The organism is Flavobacterium endophyticum, from assembly GCF_003634455.1.
GTDB lineage: Bacteria > Bacteroidota > Bacteroidia > Flavobacteriales > Flavobacteriaceae > Flavobacterium > Flavobacterium endophyticum.
The window spans coordinates 2,093,301-2,110,829 of the sequence record NZ_RBLC01000001.1 but is presented as its reverse complement, the minus strand read 5'-3'; the positions used below and the strand labels follow the sequence as shown (position 1 = coordinate 2,110,829).

Sequence of the window (17,529 nt, the reverse complement as noted above, 5' to 3'; positions counted from 1 at the left end):
ACTTGCGTGAAATCACAAGATCGGCAAGGGGTTTGCAAACTCTGTGCCATTGATTCTTATCATAAAGATACGGAAAGTATTTTTTGTTTTGAACGTCTGCCGTCACCTATTTAAGAGTCTGAATTCCAAACAGCTATACACTTTTAAGCACGAGTACTTTCGACGGCTCTTTTGGCCTGCTGGATGTGCCTTTCGTTGTGGTAAATGAGGAATCTAAAGGTATCTCCTAATTTTAGCCGGATGAGTTTTGTGATGCTGATGCTGGTTTTGGTCTTGTTCAGGCTGATACTCCCCGACTTCTCCAACAATCGTAAAAGCTGTTGCTGCTGCTTGATAAAAGTGTCTAAAACCGACTTGTCCAGCTTGCTGTAAATAGGATCCATTTTGGCAAAAGTCTTCATTTTATTGAGTCTTGCTTTCGGACGCATGCTCTCTGCAAAATAATTGCCCAGCCAGCCGCTCTTGAATTCGGGCTCGGGTTTTGATTGCGATTGATAGATCCGCCTTTCGATTTCGGGTAGGTAGAAATTGCCGTAACGATTGAGGTGTTCGATGCATTCTAGGGCGCTCCAGCTATCGGGCGCTATCCTGTTGTTGAGTTCTTCGTCTGTTTGTGCGAGGAGCGACGTTGCATACGCCAGATGTTCTTGTACTTGGGTCGTAAGTTCTTGCAGGAGCTGCTGTGTTTTTATTTTCATCTTTTTTCTGCAAAGTTCCGCAGCCTTGGTTTAGAAATTCTTGATCGAACTCAAGATTTTTTAAGCCTCGACAATGTTTCCGGCGTCATGCGAAGGTAGTTTGCAATATGCTTGTTGGGTATTTCTTGAAAGAGCTGCGGACTGCGTTTCAGTACTCTTTCATAGCGTTCTTTTGGCGAATGCGTCAGCAGGTCTTTTTCTCTTTCGATCTGCTGCAGGACAAGGTCTTCAAGGATTTCGGCCCAAAGCGTAAGATTTTCAGGTTCTTTGCTGATGAAGTCCATGAATGTTTTTTTAGAGATGACTTTTAGGGTTGTCTTTTTGATAGCTTGTATATAGAAATCTGAAGGTTTTTCGGTGAGAAAAGAATCGAGCGCAACGATGATGTTGTTTTGGTAGCCGAAACGGATAACGCGTTCCTCCTCTCCGTCTGTGACAAAAATTCGAAGGCTGCCGTCTTGAACAAAATAGATGTTAGTATCGGTACTGCCGCCTGTCTTCACCAATTGGTTTCTTTCGACCGTTATCGTTTTTTCAAACAGGCTGCCGATTGCTATCTTATTCACTATAGCCACCGACTTGATGGCATCTTCTTGATTTTCCATGACTTGTATTTTCTATTGCCAAAAAGTTTTTTGAATTGTTGGTATAAGTTCCTACATTTACCGCATCAAAATCTCTTTATAAAATAATAAATCGTTTCTGCAAAAGCCATAGGCTGCTGCTTGTCTTGTTTGTCTGTATCAGATACATCAGGACTAAGATACTATTTTCAATAATTTTATAAAGAACAAAATGAAACACAATATAAAAATTGCCGTGATCGGCGGCACCGGAAAATCTGGCAAATACCTCGTCAGTACATTACTCCATCAAGGCATTCCGTTTAAGCTTCTCCTAAGAAACCCTGCCCATTTTAAGACTAGCAATCCTCTTGTAGAAATTATCGAGGGAGACGTAACAAACTTTAACGCTGTCTGCCAGCTGTTAGAAGGATGTGAAGCGGTACTAAGCACATTAGGACTCGGAATTCCGCCAAGCGAACCGACGCTTTTCAGCAAAGCTACAGATACCATCATTCGAGCCATGAAGGAAAAAGGCGCCCATCGTTATATCGTAACGACGGGACTGAACGTGAATACTCCTTTAGATAAAAAAGGGGAAAAGACGGCTTTTGCAACCGACTGGATGTACCAAAACTTTCCGGTCTCGACAGCCAACAAGCAGCTGGAGTATGAAATGTTGGCGGCCAGCGAAATTGATTGGACCTTGGTACGGCTACCGCAAATTGATCAGACCGAGGAAAGGAGTCCGATAAACGTAAGCTTAGAAGATTGTCCGGGTGACAAGATCAGCGCTACCAATCTGGCCCATTTTCTTATAGACCAGCTATCGGATAGCACTTTTATCAGGAAAGCACCTTTTATTGCTAATGCTTATTAAATAGCAATGGGCCCTTTGAGGTCCATTGTTTTTTTTTATTTTAGGAAGATTACTGCCTATTGAATTTGATTTTTTGCCCAATGTTCAAGCCGTTGTTCTTGGCCAAAACGCCGCACATGTGGAAAAGCATGCGTGCGCCTACGTTTCCGTCCCAATCATCATCGCCTGGCGCAACTTCTACCAAATCGAAACCTATAATTTCTTTACCGCTTTCGCCTAGCTTGCTCAAAAGATAAGCCGCTTGTTCAAAAGAGAATCCGCCCGGTACAGGGGTACCCGTATTGGGACAATACCAAGGATACATTCCGTCGATATCAAAGCTGATGGCTACTTTTTGTGGCAGCGTGGCAATGATAGCGTCGCATTGCTGTTCCCATGTCTTTCCGACATAGGCTTCTGCTTTCAAATCCATATCAGTATGCACCAAGACTCTGTTTCCTTGCTCGAAAGCCGTTTCTACTTCTTGCTGGCAGAAATCACGGATACCAACTTGTACGATTTTGGTAATCTGCGGCAACTGCAAGGCATTATACATGATGGAAGCGTGAGAATATTTAAATCCTTCATAGGCAATCCGTAAGTCCATGTGGGCATCAAGATGCAGCAGTCCAAATTCATTGTGCTGTGTAGCCAAAGCTTCATAATAGCCTAATGGTGTAGAGTGGTCGCCGCCCAAAAGTGCTACTTTTTTGCCTTTTTTTGTCCAATAAAGCACGCGTTCTTTTACTTCGTCCTTAAGATCTTTGCAGACTTTGTTTATCTTGTCTAAATCCGACTGCAGCGCCGGCAGGCTCTCGATAACTTCTCCGTTTTCTAAAGCTTCGATAATCGGCTGTGCCAATCCTTTGTATTTGGCGCTATCTGCGGCCCATTTCTCTGTCTGTTCATTCTGGTCAAGATAGATGCCGAGCTTCCATAATTCTGGAAATTCTTGATGGTGCAAATCTACTTGGAAAGAGGCATCAAGAATCGCTTCTGGACCTTCTGATGCGCCTGCTCCATAACTTACGGTTACTTCCCAAGGCACTGGAATGATAATGATTTCGCTGTCTTCTGCCGAAAAAGGAAGGCCGAAAATGCTTGCGTCTGCCAAGCCTGGCTGGCTCGGGTCAAAGTTTTTAATTATTTGTTCTTTTGTCATGATGTATATTTTGGGCGTGCAATTGGCGAAGTAGCGCTAACTGCAACGAATTTTATATCTATTACTTGTGTGACTGGATTCCTTCTTTTAAAATCTGACCGAATTCATACATATCTTCGAAAGAACAGTATAATGGCACAGGAGCCAATCGGATTACATTCGGCTCTCTCCAGTCTGTTATGACTCCGTTTTTCATAAGGTAGTCAAACAACGAGCGTCCTTCTCCGTGCAGGAATACGGATAGCTGCGAGGCTCTCTCTGCAGGGTTTTCAGGCGTGATGATCTCAAAAGTGCTGCTGACTTCTTTGTCTATTTCTTTCAGGATAAATTCGAGATACGAGGTAATCTTGTCTCTTTTTTCAATCAGGGCATCCATTCCGATTTCGGCAAACATTTCTACCGATGCGAGATAGGGCGCCAATGTCAATACCGGAAGATTGCTGATCTGCCAGCCATTCGCTCCTGCTTCTGGCGAGAATTTCGGTTCCATCAAAAAGCGTCTTTCTTTGTTGTGGCCCCACCATCCTGCAAAACGATTCAGCTCATAATTGTCGTGGTGGTCTTCGTGTATAAAACATCCTGACGCGTTTCCAGGTCCGGAGTTCATGTACTTATAACTGCACCAAGCTGCAAAATCTACATCCCAATCGTGCAATTCAAGTTTTATGTTTCCGGCAGCATGCGCCAAATCCCAGCCTACATAAGCGCCGACCTTGTGTCCTGCTTCGGTGATGGTCTTGATGTCAAAAACTTGTCCGGTATAATAATTTACGCCTCCGATCAATACCAAGGCCAATTCGTCTCCGATCTCTTCGATCTTGGCTAAGACATCTTCTAATCGGATGTTGTGTTCTCCTTCTCTTCTATGCAATTCTACGATGGTATCTTCTGGATCTAATCCGTGAAAGCGCACTTGGCTCTGAAACATGTATTGGTCGCTCGGAAAGGCTTTTGATTCGCAGAGTATCTTATATTTTTTCTCTGTAGGCCTGTAGAACGAAACCATCAAAAGGTGGAGGTTTACGGTCAAGGTGTTCATTACGGTGACTTCGGAAGGAAGCGCGCCTACTAATTTGCTTAAAGGTGCCGCAAATCTTTCGTGATAATCCCACCAAGGTTTTTCAGCATAAAAATGGCCTTCGACAGCCAGCTTTGCCCAATCATCCATCACTTCGTCTACATACGCTTTTGTTCGTTTTGGTTGCAGTCCTAAGGAGTTTCCTGTGAAGTAAATTACTTTTCTACCATTTACTTGTGGGAAAAGAAATTCGTTCCTGTAGTGGTGCAGTTTGTCTTGCGAATCTAGTTCTTGTGCGAATTCACGGGTATTTTGAAAGGTCATTGGTTGTTTTTTTAATGGTCGTAAAAATAGGAAAAAAGATTGAGTGTGGAAAAATTTTGGGATAGGACGCGCAGATTGGAACTGATATTGCGGATTTATCGCCAGGCAAAACAATTCTGTAAAACAAAAAATCTCGCCATTACTGACGAGATCTTGATTTGTATAAGGAAGTACTGATTATAGGATCAGCATCGCATCACCATACGAATAGAATTTGTATCCTTCTTTGATCGCTTCTTCGTATGCTTTCTTCATCAGGTCGTGACCAGTAAACGCTGAAATCATCATCAAAAGTGTTGATTTTGGCGTATGGAAATTGGTAATCATGCAGTCAGCAATACTAAAATCGTGTGGAGGGAAAATAAATTTGTTTGTCCAACCATCATACGGATTCAATGTTTTTGCAGAAGAAACCGAACTTTCGATAGCACGCATGGATGTTGTTCCTACGGCACATATCTTTTTCTTTTTCGCTTTGGCTTCGTTAACGATATCGCAAGCTTCTTGAGTGATTTTCAACTCTTCAGAATCCATCTTGTGTTTTGACAAATCTTCTACTTCAACTGGGTTGAAGGTTCCCAATCCTACGTGAAGTGTTACTTCTGCAAAGTCAATTCCTTTGATTTCTAATCTCTTCAAAAGGTGTTTTGAGAAATGCAGTCCCGCTGTAGGTGCTGCCACGGCTCCTTCTTCTTTTGCGTAGATAGTTTGGTAACGCTCCGCATCTTCTGGAGTTACTTCGCGGTTGATGTATTTTGGGATTGGAGTTTCTCCAAGCTCTGTCAGTTTGTTTCTGAATTCTTCATAAGAACCGTCATAAAGGAAACGCAATGTTCTTCCTCTTGATGTTGTATTATCAATTACCTCAGCTACTAATGAATCGTCATCTCCGAAATATAATTTATTTCCGATTCTGATTTTACGTGCTGGGTCAACCAAAACGTCCCATAATCTTTGTTCTGCATTTAGTTCTCTCAACAAGAAAACTTCAATTCTGGCTCCTGTTTTTTCTTTATTTCCGTACAATCTGGCAGGAAAAACTTTAGTATTGTTCAATACCATCACGTCACCTTCCTCGAAATAATCGATTACGTCTTTGAACATCTTGTGCTCGATGGTTTTAGTTTTTCTGTTTACGACCATCAGGCGAGACTCGTCTCTGTTTTCTGCTGGGTATTCTGCTAAAAGCTCTTTTGGCAAATTGAAATTGAAGTGTGATAATTTCATAATAGAATTTAGATTTGAGGTATGAAAACTTAGGTTCTTACTGAAGGCTAAATTTCAGACCGGGTGCAAATATACGATTGCGCGATAGGCCTTGTCAAGTGTTTTGGCTTTTATTTAATCAGAAAGTTGCAAAGCGCCCAACTTGCAAAGTGCTGAGGCCTATAAACATTGGGATTGTTATAACTCTTTTATTTGAAAACCAATACTTTTTAGGTCATCCCAAAAGTCTGGGTACGATTTTGATACGACTTCTGCTTCTTTTATAATTATAGGAACTTTTAGCGATAAAGGCGCAAAAGCCATTGCCATTCTATGATCGTTATACGTTGCTATTGAAACATTTGGATTTATTTCGGTTGAAGTTTCTAATTGCAAGGAATCGTCTGTTACTTTTATCTTGGCTCCGAGCTTTTCTAATTCTGATTTTAATGCTTCCAGTCGGTCGGTTTCCTTAATCTTAAGAGTATGCAGCCCTGTCAAATAGCACGGCATTCCTAGTCCGAAGCAGGTTACAGCAATCGTCTGTGCAATATCGGGAGAATCGTTCAGGTTTAATTCCAGCGTATTTGTGTTATGGCTTTCAATTTTTTGAAGAGTAACCGAGTTCGTTTCAAAACTAGTCTTTACCCCGAAATTTTTATAAATTTCTGCCAGAGCCGAATCGCCTTGAAGACTATTTTTCTTATAGCTGGAAAGTTTTATTTCTGTGCCAATTGCGGCGAGAGCCACTATCGAATAGTAATACGATGCCGAGCTCCAATCGGATTCTACTGTCAAGGTATGTGGTTCGCCATTTGGTGACTTTGGCAGTATTGTAATTGTGTTTTCTTGGAATTTAGTTTTGACTCCGATTTCTTCTAACAGAGCCAGCGTCATCTTGATGTAAGGCACCGATGTTATTTTTCCTTCCAATAGAAGTTCCAGTCCATTTTCAAGTTTTGGTGCGATTAATAGCAGTGCAGAAATATATTGGCTGCTGATATCTGCGGGAAGTGAGACTCTGCTTTTGGAGAGTTTTCTTCCTTTGATTCGAATCGGCGGAAAGCCTTGTTTTTCTTCATACGAAATCGAAGCTCCTAATTGTCGCAACGCTTCCGCCAGAATTTTGATCGGACGTTCTTTCATTCTTGAAGAACCTGTAAGGACCACTTCGCGGTTTTCTTGGGTTGCAAAATAAGCTGTCAGGAAACGCATGGCGGTACCTGCATGATGTATGTCGATGACTGAATCTTTTGTGTTAAGCGCTTCTGCCATTACATCGGAATCATCAGAATTTGACGTATTCTCTAGAACAATATTTGGAAATAACGCCTGCAACAGCAACAGCCTGTTGGTTTCTGACTTCGATCCTGTTATGGAAATTTCAGATTTCGGATTGCAGATGGCAGGGTTTAAAACTAGATTCATTTGTTACTATGCTACTTGAGCTTTTCGTTGTTTTTGTGAGTCTTATACTTTTTTAAGCACTACTTTTTCGTTCTGCTTTTCTATCATTTTTTTGTAGAAATCTCTTATCGTGTCATAAAACTCGGGCGAGACATTTGAATAATTAATTTCAAACACGGTTGTTAACTGAATCTGCCGTCCTGCTTGCGAAATATTGTATTTGAAAGACCCTATGTTTTCTTCCATCGAAAGAGCAATAGGTGCAGGAAGCGATTCTATTTCATAGCCATCAGGTATACTGATCGTAAAGAAATGTTTGTCATGATGAGGATAATTAAAATCGATAGGAAATTCACGCTCTTCATCCTTAAATGGGTTTTCAGTCCTTGCATAATAAAGCATGGGCGAGAAATAGACTTTGCTGCCTATGTTCTCAACAATATTATTATGTGTAAAGTTATAATTTTCTATTAATGGTTTAGACAAATCAATGTCATTAGCAGTCGAATATTCTTCAATTTCTATTCCTTTGTACATTTTTTCGATTTCTTCAAGATATTTATCTTTCGGCAGGGTTAAAAAATGCTCTCGAAAAACATACCCATTATAATCATAATATTGCTGTCTCGTTTTCCCAATTATTTTTCCATCTGCCTCAATAGAAGCCATGACGTTAGTAATCTCCTTGGAACTCATCTTAGGCATAAGGTCGACTTCAATAGACGTTCCATCTTTCCGTATCATTCTTCCTTTCCAATTGAGCGCTTCAACAGGCAAGATATTTGGCACTGCACTTTTTGTGGTCGCATCTAGCAAAAGTAATTGATCATTAACAAGTTCAACGGCAGCAATAACATAATTATACGCTGACGGATTTGGAAACAAAGCAATGCCGTTAGATCGCGTACTGACTAGAACAGGATTCGTTTCTATCCCAGCATATCGTAGCATTGCTATCAACATCAGGTTGATTTCTGCCACATTCCCAACTTTTTCAGCATAAGCTTTGCTAACGCCAACATGACTAAAATAGCCATTTGTCCTGTCCCAATTCATTTTGGCCTGAACGTAATTAAAAATCATGTTTACTTTCATGTCATTTGAAGTGACATTTTGTAATAATAAATCAAGATCTTTTTGAAAATAAGATGTGGATTTTATTTCTCCTCCAAAACTTTCAGCATCATATATATTCTTGGCAACGGAAGCCCAATCAGTAGAATAGGACTTAACTACTCCTTCTGATATATTTGCCGAAGCCAGCACCATTTGTAACGTCGGAATATAATTTTCAATATTATTCACATACGCTTCTGCCTTAAACGCCTTTACATTATCTACAGAATACAAGCGCCTCTTTTCACTAAAACTTTTTCCTTTTCTTGCTGGAATGTCTGGAATAGTCTTATCAATGGTTAAATTTCCTTTTATATAGGTATTATAAGAAAAAAAATCGGGCATCGCTACTAAATATTCAACATGATTGGCAGGAATTGGATATTGAAAATACCAATCATCAAAAGTGATAAAATTAGGCGTTTTGATCGTATACTTATATTCAATTATGCTGCCCTCTTTTACTTTTGGTAATGTAATTTTTTTATTGCTATAGCTTCCATTGACTTCTTCGGTGAATTTTCCGTCTTTTTTCAATTTGGTTTTTTCAATCTTGTCGCCAACCAGATTATAGGTCGCTACATTATCATAATCAACCTCAACTTGGTTTCCTCCACTATAGTATTGTATCTGCTGATCAGCAAAGACATAGCCTTCTTTTTTGTAAATTTTAATTTTCAGCTCAACTTCGGTAGTGATAGTCCAATTTAAAAAGTCAAGATCAAAATAGGTTTTCCCCTTTTTAAATAGAATAGCTGCTACTGCTGTTGTATCATTAGGATGTACTTTTTCTTTGAGCTCATCAATTGTAACGTTCCCTAATTCGTATTTTTTTTGACCAAATGCACATACGGCAAACAAGAAGATACTGATTATCAGAAAGCTCTTTTTCATTCTGTTGCGTCCTATTGATGGTTAACTATACTATTTTGTCTTATGATTTAGTATTGTTACTTAAGTTTCTCGTTGTTCTTGTGTCGGTCTTTGTCTCTATTTGATTTCAAGTCCATTTTTTTATCAAAAGCTTCTTGGAGATTGATTCCCGTTTGGTTGGCAAGGCAAAGCACAACAAAAACGACATCGGCAAGTTCTTCTCCTAAGTCTTTATTTTTATCGGATTCTTTTTCAGACTGCTCACCATATCGGCGTGCTATGATACGAGCAACTTCACCGACTTCTTCGGTGAGCTGCGCCATATTGGTAAGTTCATTAAAATAACGGACTCCATGCTCTTTAATCCAATTGTCAACTTCGAGCTGTGCATTTTTTATGTCCATAATTATACTTTTTTAAGCACTACTTTTTCGTTTTGTTTTTCTAACATCTTTTTGTAGAAATCTCTTAGCGTAACATAAAAATCTGCCGGGATATTCGCATAGTTAATTTCTATTGCAGCCGATACTTGAATCTGTCTTCCGGCTTGCGAAATATTGTATTTGAAAGAGCCAATATTTTCTTCCATTGCAATAGCAAGAGGCGTAGGAAGCGATTCAATTTCATAGCCTTCTGGAATGGTAATAGCAAAAGAATATTTGTCTTGAGAAGGGTAAACAAAATCTATAGGAAATTCTCTTGTTTCATCTTTAAACGGATTTTCAGTTTGTGTGTAATGAAGCATTGGCGAGAAATAGGCTTTGTTTCCGATATGTTCGACAACATTTGAATGTGCAAAGCTGTAACTTTCCATCATTGGTTTTGATAAATCTTTATCATTTGCCGTCGAATAATCTTCGACTTCTATTCCGTTATAGCGTTTTTCCATCTGCTCAAGATATTTATCTTTTGGCATGGTCAAGTAGTGCTCTCTAAAGCTATAGGCATTGTAATCGAAATACTGTTCTCTTACTTTTCCCGTAACTTTTCCATCAGTATCGATAGAAGCTATAACATTAATAACTTCCTTAGATTTCATTTTAGGCATAAGCCCAATTTCTACAGAAGTCTTGTCTCTTCTTATCATTCTTCCTGTCCAATTCAATGCTCTAACAGGCAAAATATCTGGCAAGGCATTTTTTGTAGTCGCATCCAGCAATAATACTTCTTTGTTTTCAAGCTCAATAGCCGCAACCACGTAGTTGTATGCTCCTCTATTTGGAAACAAGGCAATTCCATTGGAACGTGTACTTACCAAAACAGGATTTGCTTTAATTTCAGCATAGCGTAGCATAGCGACAAGCATCAGATTGATTTCTGCTACATTTCCTACTTTTTCGGCATATGCTTTTTTGACTCCAACATTGCAATAATAACCAAATCGCTCGTTCCAGTTCATTCTAGATTTCACATAATCAAAGATGGCATTAACCCTATCTTCTCTTGAAGGAATGTCCTTTAATACAGCATCTAAATCTTTCTCAAAATAGGAAGTAGCCTTAAGCTCATCTCCAAAGTCTTTGTACTCATAGATTTTTTTGGCCACAGTTTCCCAATCGGTAGCATACGATTCTGATCCTCTTTGAGGATAATAAGTCGAAGCAAGCTCCATCTGGATCATGGAAGTATAATTGTCCATGTTATTCACATAAGGCTCTTGTTTGATTGCTTTAACATCATCTATGGAATATGAAGTGATTACCTCGTCAAAACCTAATTGGTTGTTCCTAGATTTGATTGGAGCTGTGCTATTAACAGGCAAATAGCCTTTCATGAAAACATTGTAAAAAAAGTATTCTGGTATTGTCGTTTTGTATTGGACATGGTTTGCTGGAATAGGATATTGAAAATACCAATCATTCATCAAAGCAAAATACGGCGTTTTAAGTGTGTATTTGTACTCGATGATACTACCTTCTTTTACATTAGGCAATGCTATTTTTTTATAGCTGTAATCTTCGGTAACCTTCTCAGTAAATTCTCCGTCGCTTTTCAGTTTGGTTTTTTCAATTTTGTCGCCAACCAGATTGTAAGTCACTGCATCATCAAAAAACAGCCTGACTTGCTTTCCGCCTGTATAATAACCTACTTGTTGATTTGCTAACGAATAGCCGTCTTTTTTATAAATCTTAATTCTTGTTTCTACTTCTGTAACCAGAATCCAGTTTCTTTCGGAATCTACATCAAAATAGGTTTTACCATTCTTAAACAGAATTGCAGCAACGGCAGCCGTATCTTTTGGATGTTTCTTTTCTTTTAGTTCTTCGATGGTAACTTTCCCTAGTTCATATTTTGCTTGGCCAAACGCACACAACGCAAATAAGAATAGACAGATTGTTAGGAGGTTTTTTTTCATGTTTGTTAAGTTCTATTGGTTTTTAACTAGTACTATTTTTGCATTATCGTTTTTGGCAATCTGTTCGCGGAATTTCCTGAAGTTTTCATATTCCTTTTTGTCGTAATAGCCTGGGTTTGTTTTATAAGTTCTCTTATACAGCAGTTGATTTTCATTAATCACAGCTAATTCTGTTTTATATTCTCCGAAAGCCCCTTTTAGTTCCACGTTTTCAGGTTTTGCTTCAATGGTTACGCCTTTCGGAAGATCAATTATAATTTCATCATAATCATAGAATCCTCTTATTATTTCAAACGGATTATTACGCTGACGGTATCTTTGTGGTACTCCCGAAATCTGATTGTAAGCATTTATCGCAAAAATCATTCTGCCCCCTGTTGGCTTCGCATATTCTGATGCTTCTATAGTGATGTCTTCCGAAAATTCAACTTCTTCTTTATTATTCTGCAAGTTGATTTTCTTCAGCTTCAGGTTGTTTATATTATTAAAGTAGCTTTTATAAATTTTAGTAAGGTTGTCGCTGGACTTGTCTTCGTAATCAAACTTGCTGTCGTATTGGGTACCTTTTGACTTTATCAAGATACTTCCTGCAATATTGCCTTGCTCGTCGATAACATACTTCCCTTTGGATATTTGCGTATTATCCTGAGGCTGGTATTCTTGTGTTTTGATTATTTCTCCACCCTCAGGCTTTATAACAAGGGCAAAGCGATTATCTGTAAAGTCACCTTGGAAACCAAAAGGCATTTTTTGGCTAGTGCATTCAAGCCAATACATTTTATTGTCAACAGGCACTGCGAGAATCGCGTGATTACCTTCCATGGAAACAAAATCCTGGTTAAAATCACGTTTTTGAGGATTGCCATAAATAACGGTGTAATAAGATGGCACATTTACGACTTCTAGTAATGCTCTTGTATAATTTGTCAACGCTTTGCAATCTCCATAGCCTAAACGATCAACATCCTTTGCCATCATTGGCTTCCAGCCGCCAATTCCTAATTGGATACTGACATATCTCGTTTTATCTTGTACATACTTATATATGATTCTTGCTTTTTTCAGCGGGTCTTTTTCATCGCCTACTAAAGCCTTAATTTTAGCTTGGGTCTCTTGAGGAATTTCATCGGTACCTTTTAAAAGGTTTGAATAGACCCAGCCTCCAAATTCTTTCCAATTGGTTGCCTTACCATCTAAACCTTCATAATTGAAAGCGTCTAATCCCATAATTACATTAGGTGCATAAGAATTGAATGAAGGCGAATAATCTTCTTGTTTGTAAGCGACTAAATTAGTTGCTGTAAAGGACACACCACCTGCTTTTTCTTGTTTGGAAATAGCAGGATTATTAAGCATGTTGAATTCCTTATACTTAAAGCCTAAATCAGCTGGAGCTTGTACGTTCATTATCGCTTTTTCCACACTAACAGAAAAGCCGTGAATCGGATACCACGACGGAATAAATGCCGTATTCGAAGTTTCTATCTCACTTTGAAAAACAACCGTAAAAGGATATTCTGTAGGCGTATAGTCGCAATAAAGCAATTTATTATCGGTTATGATCGAACCTTCGGAAACTGAATTTTCTTTAAAATCTTTTCTTTTGATTTTTTTAATTTCCTTACCAAAAGAATTATAAATCTGCACTTCGATAGACTTAATACGGTTTCTTGCAGAAAAATATTCCGAAAGATCCATATGCTGCAATCCGTTTTCATTAAGTACCGTTACAATGCTTTTTGTAGTTATTACCATCGACTTTCTTGAAGCAATGACAATGTCTTTTTGATCCAAGCGCACCACGGCATTCGCGTTTTCTTTAAGTTCTGCTGGAATGTTTGCGACAGTATATTCAATATCCTGTGCGATAGTCACTTCGGCAAATAATAGTAAGATAACCAGGGGGAGTAACAATTTTTTCATTAAATGTTAAATTTTTCCAAAAATAAAATAATAAAACTAATCTACAAGTCTTATTCTTTGTTTTTTGTGTCAAAAATTATAGTCACCGGACCGTCATTTAGCAAAGCGACTTTCATGTCGGCTCCAAATTCTCCGGTCTGGATTTTTTTGCCTAAATCAGCCTCCATTTGTCTCACAAAACTCTCATATAAAGGAATTGCGATATCTGGTTTTGAAGCTTTTATATAAGATGGGCGGTTTCCTTTTTTGGTAGAAGCATGAAGCGTAAATTGACTGACGACAATAATGTCTCCTGCGACATCTTTTACGGATAAATTCATGACGCCTTCTGAATCACCAAAAATCCGAAGATTGGCAATCTTGCCAGAAAGCCATTCGATATCTTCTTTTGCATCAGCATCTTCAATGCCGAGCAAAACGAGCAATCCATTTTGGATTTCGCTTACTTTTTTTCCTTCAATAGTAACTGAGGCATGGGAAACTCTCTGAATGACGGCTTTCATTTTATAGTCTTAAAGTCGAAAGTCATAAAGTCAAAAATCAATCATATCAGTCTTTACGACTTTCTGACTTTTGGCTTTACAACTTTTGCCTATTTCTGATTTCTATTTTCATCGCTTTCGGCTCTTTCATCAGCATAATCATCGGTACGATAATGTTCATCATCGCCCTCTAAAATCTGAAGATAGCTTCTATAGCGCGACCAAGCGATCTCATCTTTTTCTAAAGCTTCCTTAACGGCGCAATGCGGTTCTTCTTTATGCAAGCAATTGTTGAACTTGCATTGGTCTTGCAAGGCAAAAAATTCTGGAAAATAACCGCTTATTTCTGATTTCTCCATATCAACAATTCCAAAGCCTTTGATTCCTGGCGTGTCGATAATCCTAGCGCCAAAAGACAAATCGTACATTTCGGCAAAAGTCGTCGTGTGTTGGCCTTGCTTGCTTTGTTCGGAAATAACAGTAGTCTTTAAATGCAATGTCGGTTCGAGCGCATTGGCCAACGTTGATTTTCCGACACCAGAATGTCCGGAAAACATCGATACTTTGCCAATCATCATTTCTTTTAGCTTGTCGATTCCTTTTCCTTCTGTTGACGAAACGCGGAGGCATTGGTAGCCTATATTGGAGTAAACATATTGAAGGTACAATTGCTCGTCTAGCATTGCATCATCATAGGTATCTATTTTATTGAAAACCAAAACGGCTTCAATTCCATAAGCTTCTGCCGTCACCAAAAATCGATCGATAAAGCTAGTCGTTGTCGGTGGATTGTTAATCGTGATGAGAAGAAAAACCTGGTCTATGTTAGAAGCAATGATATGAACCTGTTTTGACAAATTCACAGATTTGCGAACGATATAGTTTTTTCGATCATGAATCTTGTGAATTGTGCCTGTGACTTTGTCTGACGTTTTGTCGAGTTCATAATCCACGATGTCGCCTACTGCAATGGGATTTGTGCTTTTGATTCCTTTCATGCGGAATTTGCCCTTAATCCTGCATTCCATAAAGTCTCCGTCTTCGGATTTCACGGTATACCAGCTTCCGGTAGATTTATAAACAGTTCCAGTCATTCATTTCAGATTTCAGATTTCAGATTTCAGATTTTTCCGAAACAAGAAAGCGTATTGTTAAATTTAAACGACAAAATTACTGTTTTACAATCGAACAATATAATTTCGTCATTTAAATTTAAGGTTGCTGTTTATCCGTTAATGATTTTTTCTTGGTGGCTGATGCTTTCTTGGTGTATTGCTTTAAAAATTCTTAAGATGAATTCTTCGCTCAAGCCTTTTTCTTCTCCTTCTAAAATCATCTTGCCTAATATCTCATTCCACCTTTTGTTTTGCAGCACCGCTACATTTTTTTCTTTTTTTAGTGCACCGATTTTATCGGCGACAACCATCCTTTTTCCTAAAATCTCAATAATCTTGGCGTCATATTCATCAATATCTACACGAAGGCGATTTAATTTTTGGTTGTAATCGGAAGCTTCTTCGGTTTCTTTTCTGACTCTTAAATCTTCGAAAATTTGTTTTAGTCGGGTTGGCGTGACTTGCTGCGCGGCATCGCTCCAAGCATTATCAGGATCTGTGTGCGTTTCGATAATCAATCCGTCATAGTTCAAATCCAAGGCTTGCTGGGAAACTTCTTGAATCATCTCGCGTTTTCCTGTAATATGCGAAGGATCGCAAATCAATGGCAGATCCGGGAAACGATTCTGCAATTCGATAGCCAATTGCCATTCGGGTATATTTCTGTATTTTGTTTTTTCGTAAGTCGAAAATCCTCTGTGGATGACTCCTAGTTTTTTGATTCCTGCATTATATAAACGTTCTACACCTCCCAGCCATAAGGCTAAATCTGGATTTACAGGATTTTTTACTAATACAATTTTGTCAGTATTTTTTAAAGCATCGGCAATTTCTTGAACGGCAAAAGGATTTACTGTTGTCCTCGCTCCAATCCACAAAACATCAATATCGTGTTCTAAAGCCAGTTGCACATGGGCTGCATTTGCTACTTCGGTAGCCATGAGCAGTCCCGTTTCAGCTTTTGCTTTCTGCAACCATTTCAAACCGATGGCCCCAACACCTTCAAAACCGCCTGGACGTGTTCTCGGCTTCCAGATTCCTGCTCTGTAAATACTGACGTCTGAGTCTTTTAATTCATGGGCAATTTTCAATACTTGTTCTTCTGTTTCGGCACTACAAGGTCCGGCGATTACTAACGGATGCGCTAAATTGAAATCGTCCAACCACCTTCTCAATTCTTTTGAATTTTTCATTTTTATTTTGGTATTTCTTCGGCCTAGGCCAAAGTTAGTTATTTTTTAAATCTATTGTCTAAAGCCTAGCGATCGCTTCTTGAATTTTTTCTTCTTTGATACACAATGAAAATCGGATATAGCCTTCGCCGTTGCTTCCGAAAATAGTTCCTGGCGTAATAAAGATGTTTTTCTCGATTAAAATTGTATCAATAAATTCTTCTGAAGCTGTTATAGCTAATGGCAGCTTTGCCCAGACGAACATTCCTGTTGCTTTTTTATCAAATGTACAGCCCAGTTTTTCGGCCAATTGAAAGATCAGTGCTCTTCTTTTTGTATAAATAGTGTTTTGGACATCGAACCATTCTTTTCCACATTTCAACGCTTCGATGGCTCCTTTTTGAATTCCATAAAACATGCCGCTGTCCATATTGCTTTTCACTTGTAAGATGGCGTCGATGAATTCTGATTTTCCAGACACCATTCCGATACGCCAGCCTGCCATATTAAAGGTTTTGCTCAGCGAATTTAATTCCAAAGCAATATCCTTAGCACCTTCAACTTGAAAAATAGAAATTGGATTGTCATTCAGCACAAAACTGTACGGATTATCATTGACCAGAACAATCTGATGTTTTTTTGCAAAACTGACCAATTTTTCAAACATCGATAAGCTCCCGCTAGCTCCTGTCGGCATGTGCGGATAATTAATCCACATCAGTTTGACTTTCGACAGGTCTTGCTTTTCTAATAAGTCTAAATCAGGTTCCCAATTGTTTTTTTCTTTTAAATCGTAGAAAATTGGCTTTGCTCCTACTAAATTAGTCACCGAGGCATAGGTCGGATAGCCCGGATTTGGAATCAGGACCTCATCACCTTCATTCAAAAACGCTAAAGAAATATGCATGATGCCTTCTTTTGAACCCATCAAGGGCAAAATTTCGGAATTGGTATCGAGTGAAACGCCAAACTGGGCATTATAGAAATCCGCAATTCCTTTTCTCAATTCCGGCAATCCCTGATAGCTTTGATATTCATGTGCTTTTTCATCATCTATTGCTTTTTTGATAGCCTCGATAGCACTTTTGGGCGGCGCTAGATCAGGACTTCCAATTCCCATGTTGATTACCGGCTTTCCTTCCGAAATCATCTGGCGTACTTCTCTTAGTTTCCTTGAAAAGTAATACTCTTCGACCGTATTTAATCGATTAGCGAATCCTTTGCTTCCTATTACAATATCATTTTCCATGTTTCT

The 17,529-nt window shown here is 38.8% G+C and carries 15 protein-coding genes; 1 reads left to right on the top strand and 14 read right to left on the bottom strand.

Annotation, left to right across the window (positions count from 1 at the left end; all coding sequences use genetic code 11):
* Window positions 1–143 precede the first annotated feature (143 nt).
* On the bottom strand, window positions 144–698 hold the full coding sequence (locus tag CLV94_RS09445; RefSeq protein WP_121376139.1) for a DinB family protein: 555 nt from the start codon (window positions 696–698) through the stop codon (window positions 144–146).
* 50 nt (window positions 699–748) lie between these two features.
* Window positions 749–1,303 carry a Crp/Fnr family transcriptional regulator gene (locus tag CLV94_RS09440; RefSeq protein WP_121376138.1) on the bottom strand — a complete coding sequence of 185 codons (555 nt, stop codon included), beginning with the start codon at window positions 1,301–1,303 and terminating at the stop codon, window positions 749–751.
* Window positions 1,304–1,493: 190 nt separating this feature from the next.
* Between CLV94_RS09440 and CLV94_RS09435 the strand changes: the two genes are divergently transcribed.
* Window positions 1,494–2,141, top strand: coding sequence for an NAD(P)-dependent oxidoreductase (locus tag CLV94_RS09435; protein WP_121376137.1), 648 nt, complete (start codon window positions 1,494–1,496; stop codon window positions 2,139–2,141).
* Between the two features lie 49 nt (window positions 2,142–2,190).
* Here CLV94_RS09435 and CLV94_RS09430 read toward each other — a convergent pair whose 3' ends face one another.
* From CLV94_RS09430 to CLV94_RS09375, 12 genes are all read right to left on the bottom strand, one after another.
* The gene (locus CLV94_RS09430; protein ID WP_121376136.1) at window positions 2,191–3,282 is read right to left on the bottom strand and encodes an agmatinase family protein; all 1,092 of its coding nucleotides are present in this window, start codon (window positions 3,280–3,282) and stop codon (window positions 2,191–2,193) included.
* Between the two features lie 61 nt (window positions 3,283–3,343).
* Window positions 3,344–4,624 (bottom strand): kynureninase, encoded by a 1,281-nt coding sequence (gene kynU / locus CLV94_RS09425; protein WP_121376135.1) that lies wholly within the window; start codon window positions 4,622–4,624, stop codon window positions 3,344–3,346.
* Window positions 4,625–4,801: 177 nt separating this feature from the next.
* Window positions 4,802–5,851, bottom strand: a complete 1,050-nt coding sequence (gene queA, locus CLV94_RS09420) for a tRNA preQ1(34) S-adenosylmethionine ribosyltransferase-isomerase QueA (RefSeq protein WP_121376134.1) — start codon at window positions 5,849–5,851, stop codon at window positions 4,802–4,804.
* A gap of 177 nt (window positions 5,852–6,028) precedes the next feature.
* On the bottom strand, window positions 6,029–7,258 hold the full coding sequence (aroA, locus tag CLV94_RS09415) for a 3-phosphoshikimate 1-carboxyvinyltransferase (protein WP_121376133.1): 1,230 nt from the start codon (window positions 7,256–7,258) through the stop codon (window positions 6,029–6,031).
* A gap of 42 nt (window positions 7,259–7,300) precedes the next feature.
* Window positions 7,301–9,247, bottom strand: coding sequence for a transglutaminase domain-containing protein (locus CLV94_RS09410; protein WP_121376132.1), 1,947 nt, complete (start codon window positions 9,245–9,247; stop codon window positions 7,301–7,303).
* Window positions 9,248–9,303: 56 nt separating this feature from the next.
* On the bottom strand, window positions 9,304–9,630 hold the full coding sequence (locus CLV94_RS09405) for a nucleotide pyrophosphohydrolase (protein WP_121376131.1): 327 nt from the start codon (window positions 9,628–9,630) through the stop codon (window positions 9,304–9,306).
* Between the two features lie 2 nt (window positions 9,631–9,632).
* The gene (locus CLV94_RS09400) at window positions 9,633–11,582 is read right to left on the bottom strand and encodes a DUF3857 domain-containing protein (protein WP_121376130.1); all 1,950 of its coding nucleotides are present in this window, start codon (window positions 11,580–11,582) and stop codon (window positions 9,633–9,635) included.
* A gap of 12 nt (window positions 11,583–11,594) precedes the next feature.
* Window positions 11,595–13,505 (bottom strand): DUF3857 domain-containing protein, encoded by a 1,911-nt coding sequence (locus CLV94_RS09395; protein WP_121376129.1) that lies wholly within the window; start codon window positions 13,503–13,505, stop codon window positions 11,595–11,597.
* Window positions 13,506–13,555: 50 nt separating this feature from the next.
* Window positions 13,556–14,008, bottom strand: a complete 453-nt coding sequence (gene dtd, locus CLV94_RS09390) for a D-aminoacyl-tRNA deacylase (RefSeq protein WP_121376128.1) — start codon at window positions 14,006–14,008, stop codon at window positions 13,556–13,558.
* An 89-nt stretch (window positions 14,009–14,097) separates the two neighbouring features.
* Window positions 14,098–15,081: a ribosome small subunit-dependent GTPase A gene (rsgA, locus tag CLV94_RS09385; protein ID WP_121376127.1), complete on the bottom strand. Its 984-nt coding sequence runs from the start codon at window positions 15,079–15,081 to the stop codon at window positions 14,098–14,100.
* Window positions 15,082–15,212: 131 nt separating this feature from the next.
* Window positions 15,213–16,295: a bifunctional 3-deoxy-7-phosphoheptulonate synthase/chorismate mutase type II gene (locus CLV94_RS09380; RefSeq protein ID WP_121376126.1), complete on the bottom strand. Its 1,083-nt coding sequence runs from the start codon at window positions 16,293–16,295 to the stop codon at window positions 15,213–15,215.
* 58 nt (window positions 16,296–16,353) lie between these two features.
* Complete coding sequence (locus CLV94_RS09375) at window positions 16,354–17,523, bottom strand: pyridoxal phosphate-dependent aminotransferase (protein ID WP_121376125.1); 1,170 nt, start codon at window positions 17,521–17,523, stop codon at window positions 16,354–16,356.
* Window positions 17,524–17,529: the final 6 nt, after the last annotated feature.

Coding starts and splice junctions, on each gene's coding strand:
- CLV94_RS09445 (WP_121376139.1), bottom strand. CDS start 698: ATGAAAATAAAAACACAGCAGCTCCTGCAAGAACTTACGACCCAAGTA.
- CLV94_RS09440 (WP_121376138.1), bottom strand. CDS start 1,303: ATGGAAAATCAAGAAGATGCCATCAAGTCGGTGGCTATAGTGAATAAG.
- CLV94_RS09435 (WP_121376137.1), top strand. CDS start 1,494: ATGAAACACAATATAAAAATTGCCGTGATCGGCGGCACCGGAAAATCT.
- CLV94_RS09430 (WP_121376136.1), bottom strand. CDS start 3,282: ATGACAAAAGAACAAATAATTAAAAACTTTGACCCGAGCCAGCCAGGC.
- kynU (WP_121376135.1), bottom strand. CDS start 4,624: ATGACCTTTCAAAATACCCGTGAATTCGCACAAGAACTAGATTCGCAA.
- queA (WP_121376134.1), bottom strand. CDS start 5,851: ATGAAATTATCACACTTCAATTTCAATTTGCCAAAAGAGCTTTTAGCA.
- aroA (WP_121376133.1), bottom strand. CDS start 7,258: ATGAATCTAGTTTTAAACCCTGCCATCTGCAATCCGAAATCTGAAATT.
- CLV94_RS09410 (WP_121376132.1), bottom strand. CDS start 9,247: ATGAAAAAGAGCTTTCTGATAATCAGTATCTTCTTGTTTGCCGTATGT.
- CLV94_RS09405 (WP_121376131.1), bottom strand. CDS start 9,630: ATGGACATAAAAAATGCACAGCTCGAAGTTGACAATTGGATTAAAGAG.
- CLV94_RS09400 (WP_121376130.1), bottom strand. CDS start 11,582: ATGAAAAAAAACCTCCTAACAATCTGTCTATTCTTATTTGCGTTGTGT.
- CLV94_RS09395 (WP_121376129.1), bottom strand. CDS start 13,505: ATGAAAAAATTGTTACTCCCCCTGGTTATCTTACTATTATTTGCCGAA.
- dtd (WP_121376128.1), bottom strand. CDS start 14,008: ATGAAAGCCGTCATTCAGAGAGTTTCCCATGCCTCAGTTACTATTGAA.
- rsgA (WP_121376127.1), bottom strand. CDS start 15,081: ATGACTGGAACTGTTTATAAATCTACCGGAAGCTGGTATACCGTGAAA.
- CLV94_RS09380 (WP_121376126.1), bottom strand. CDS start 16,295: ATGAAAAATTCAAAAGAATTGAGAAGGTGGTTGGACGATTTCAATTTA.
- CLV94_RS09375 (WP_121376125.1), bottom strand. CDS start 17,523: ATGGAAAATGATATTGTAATAGGAAGCAAAGGATTCGCTAATCGATTA.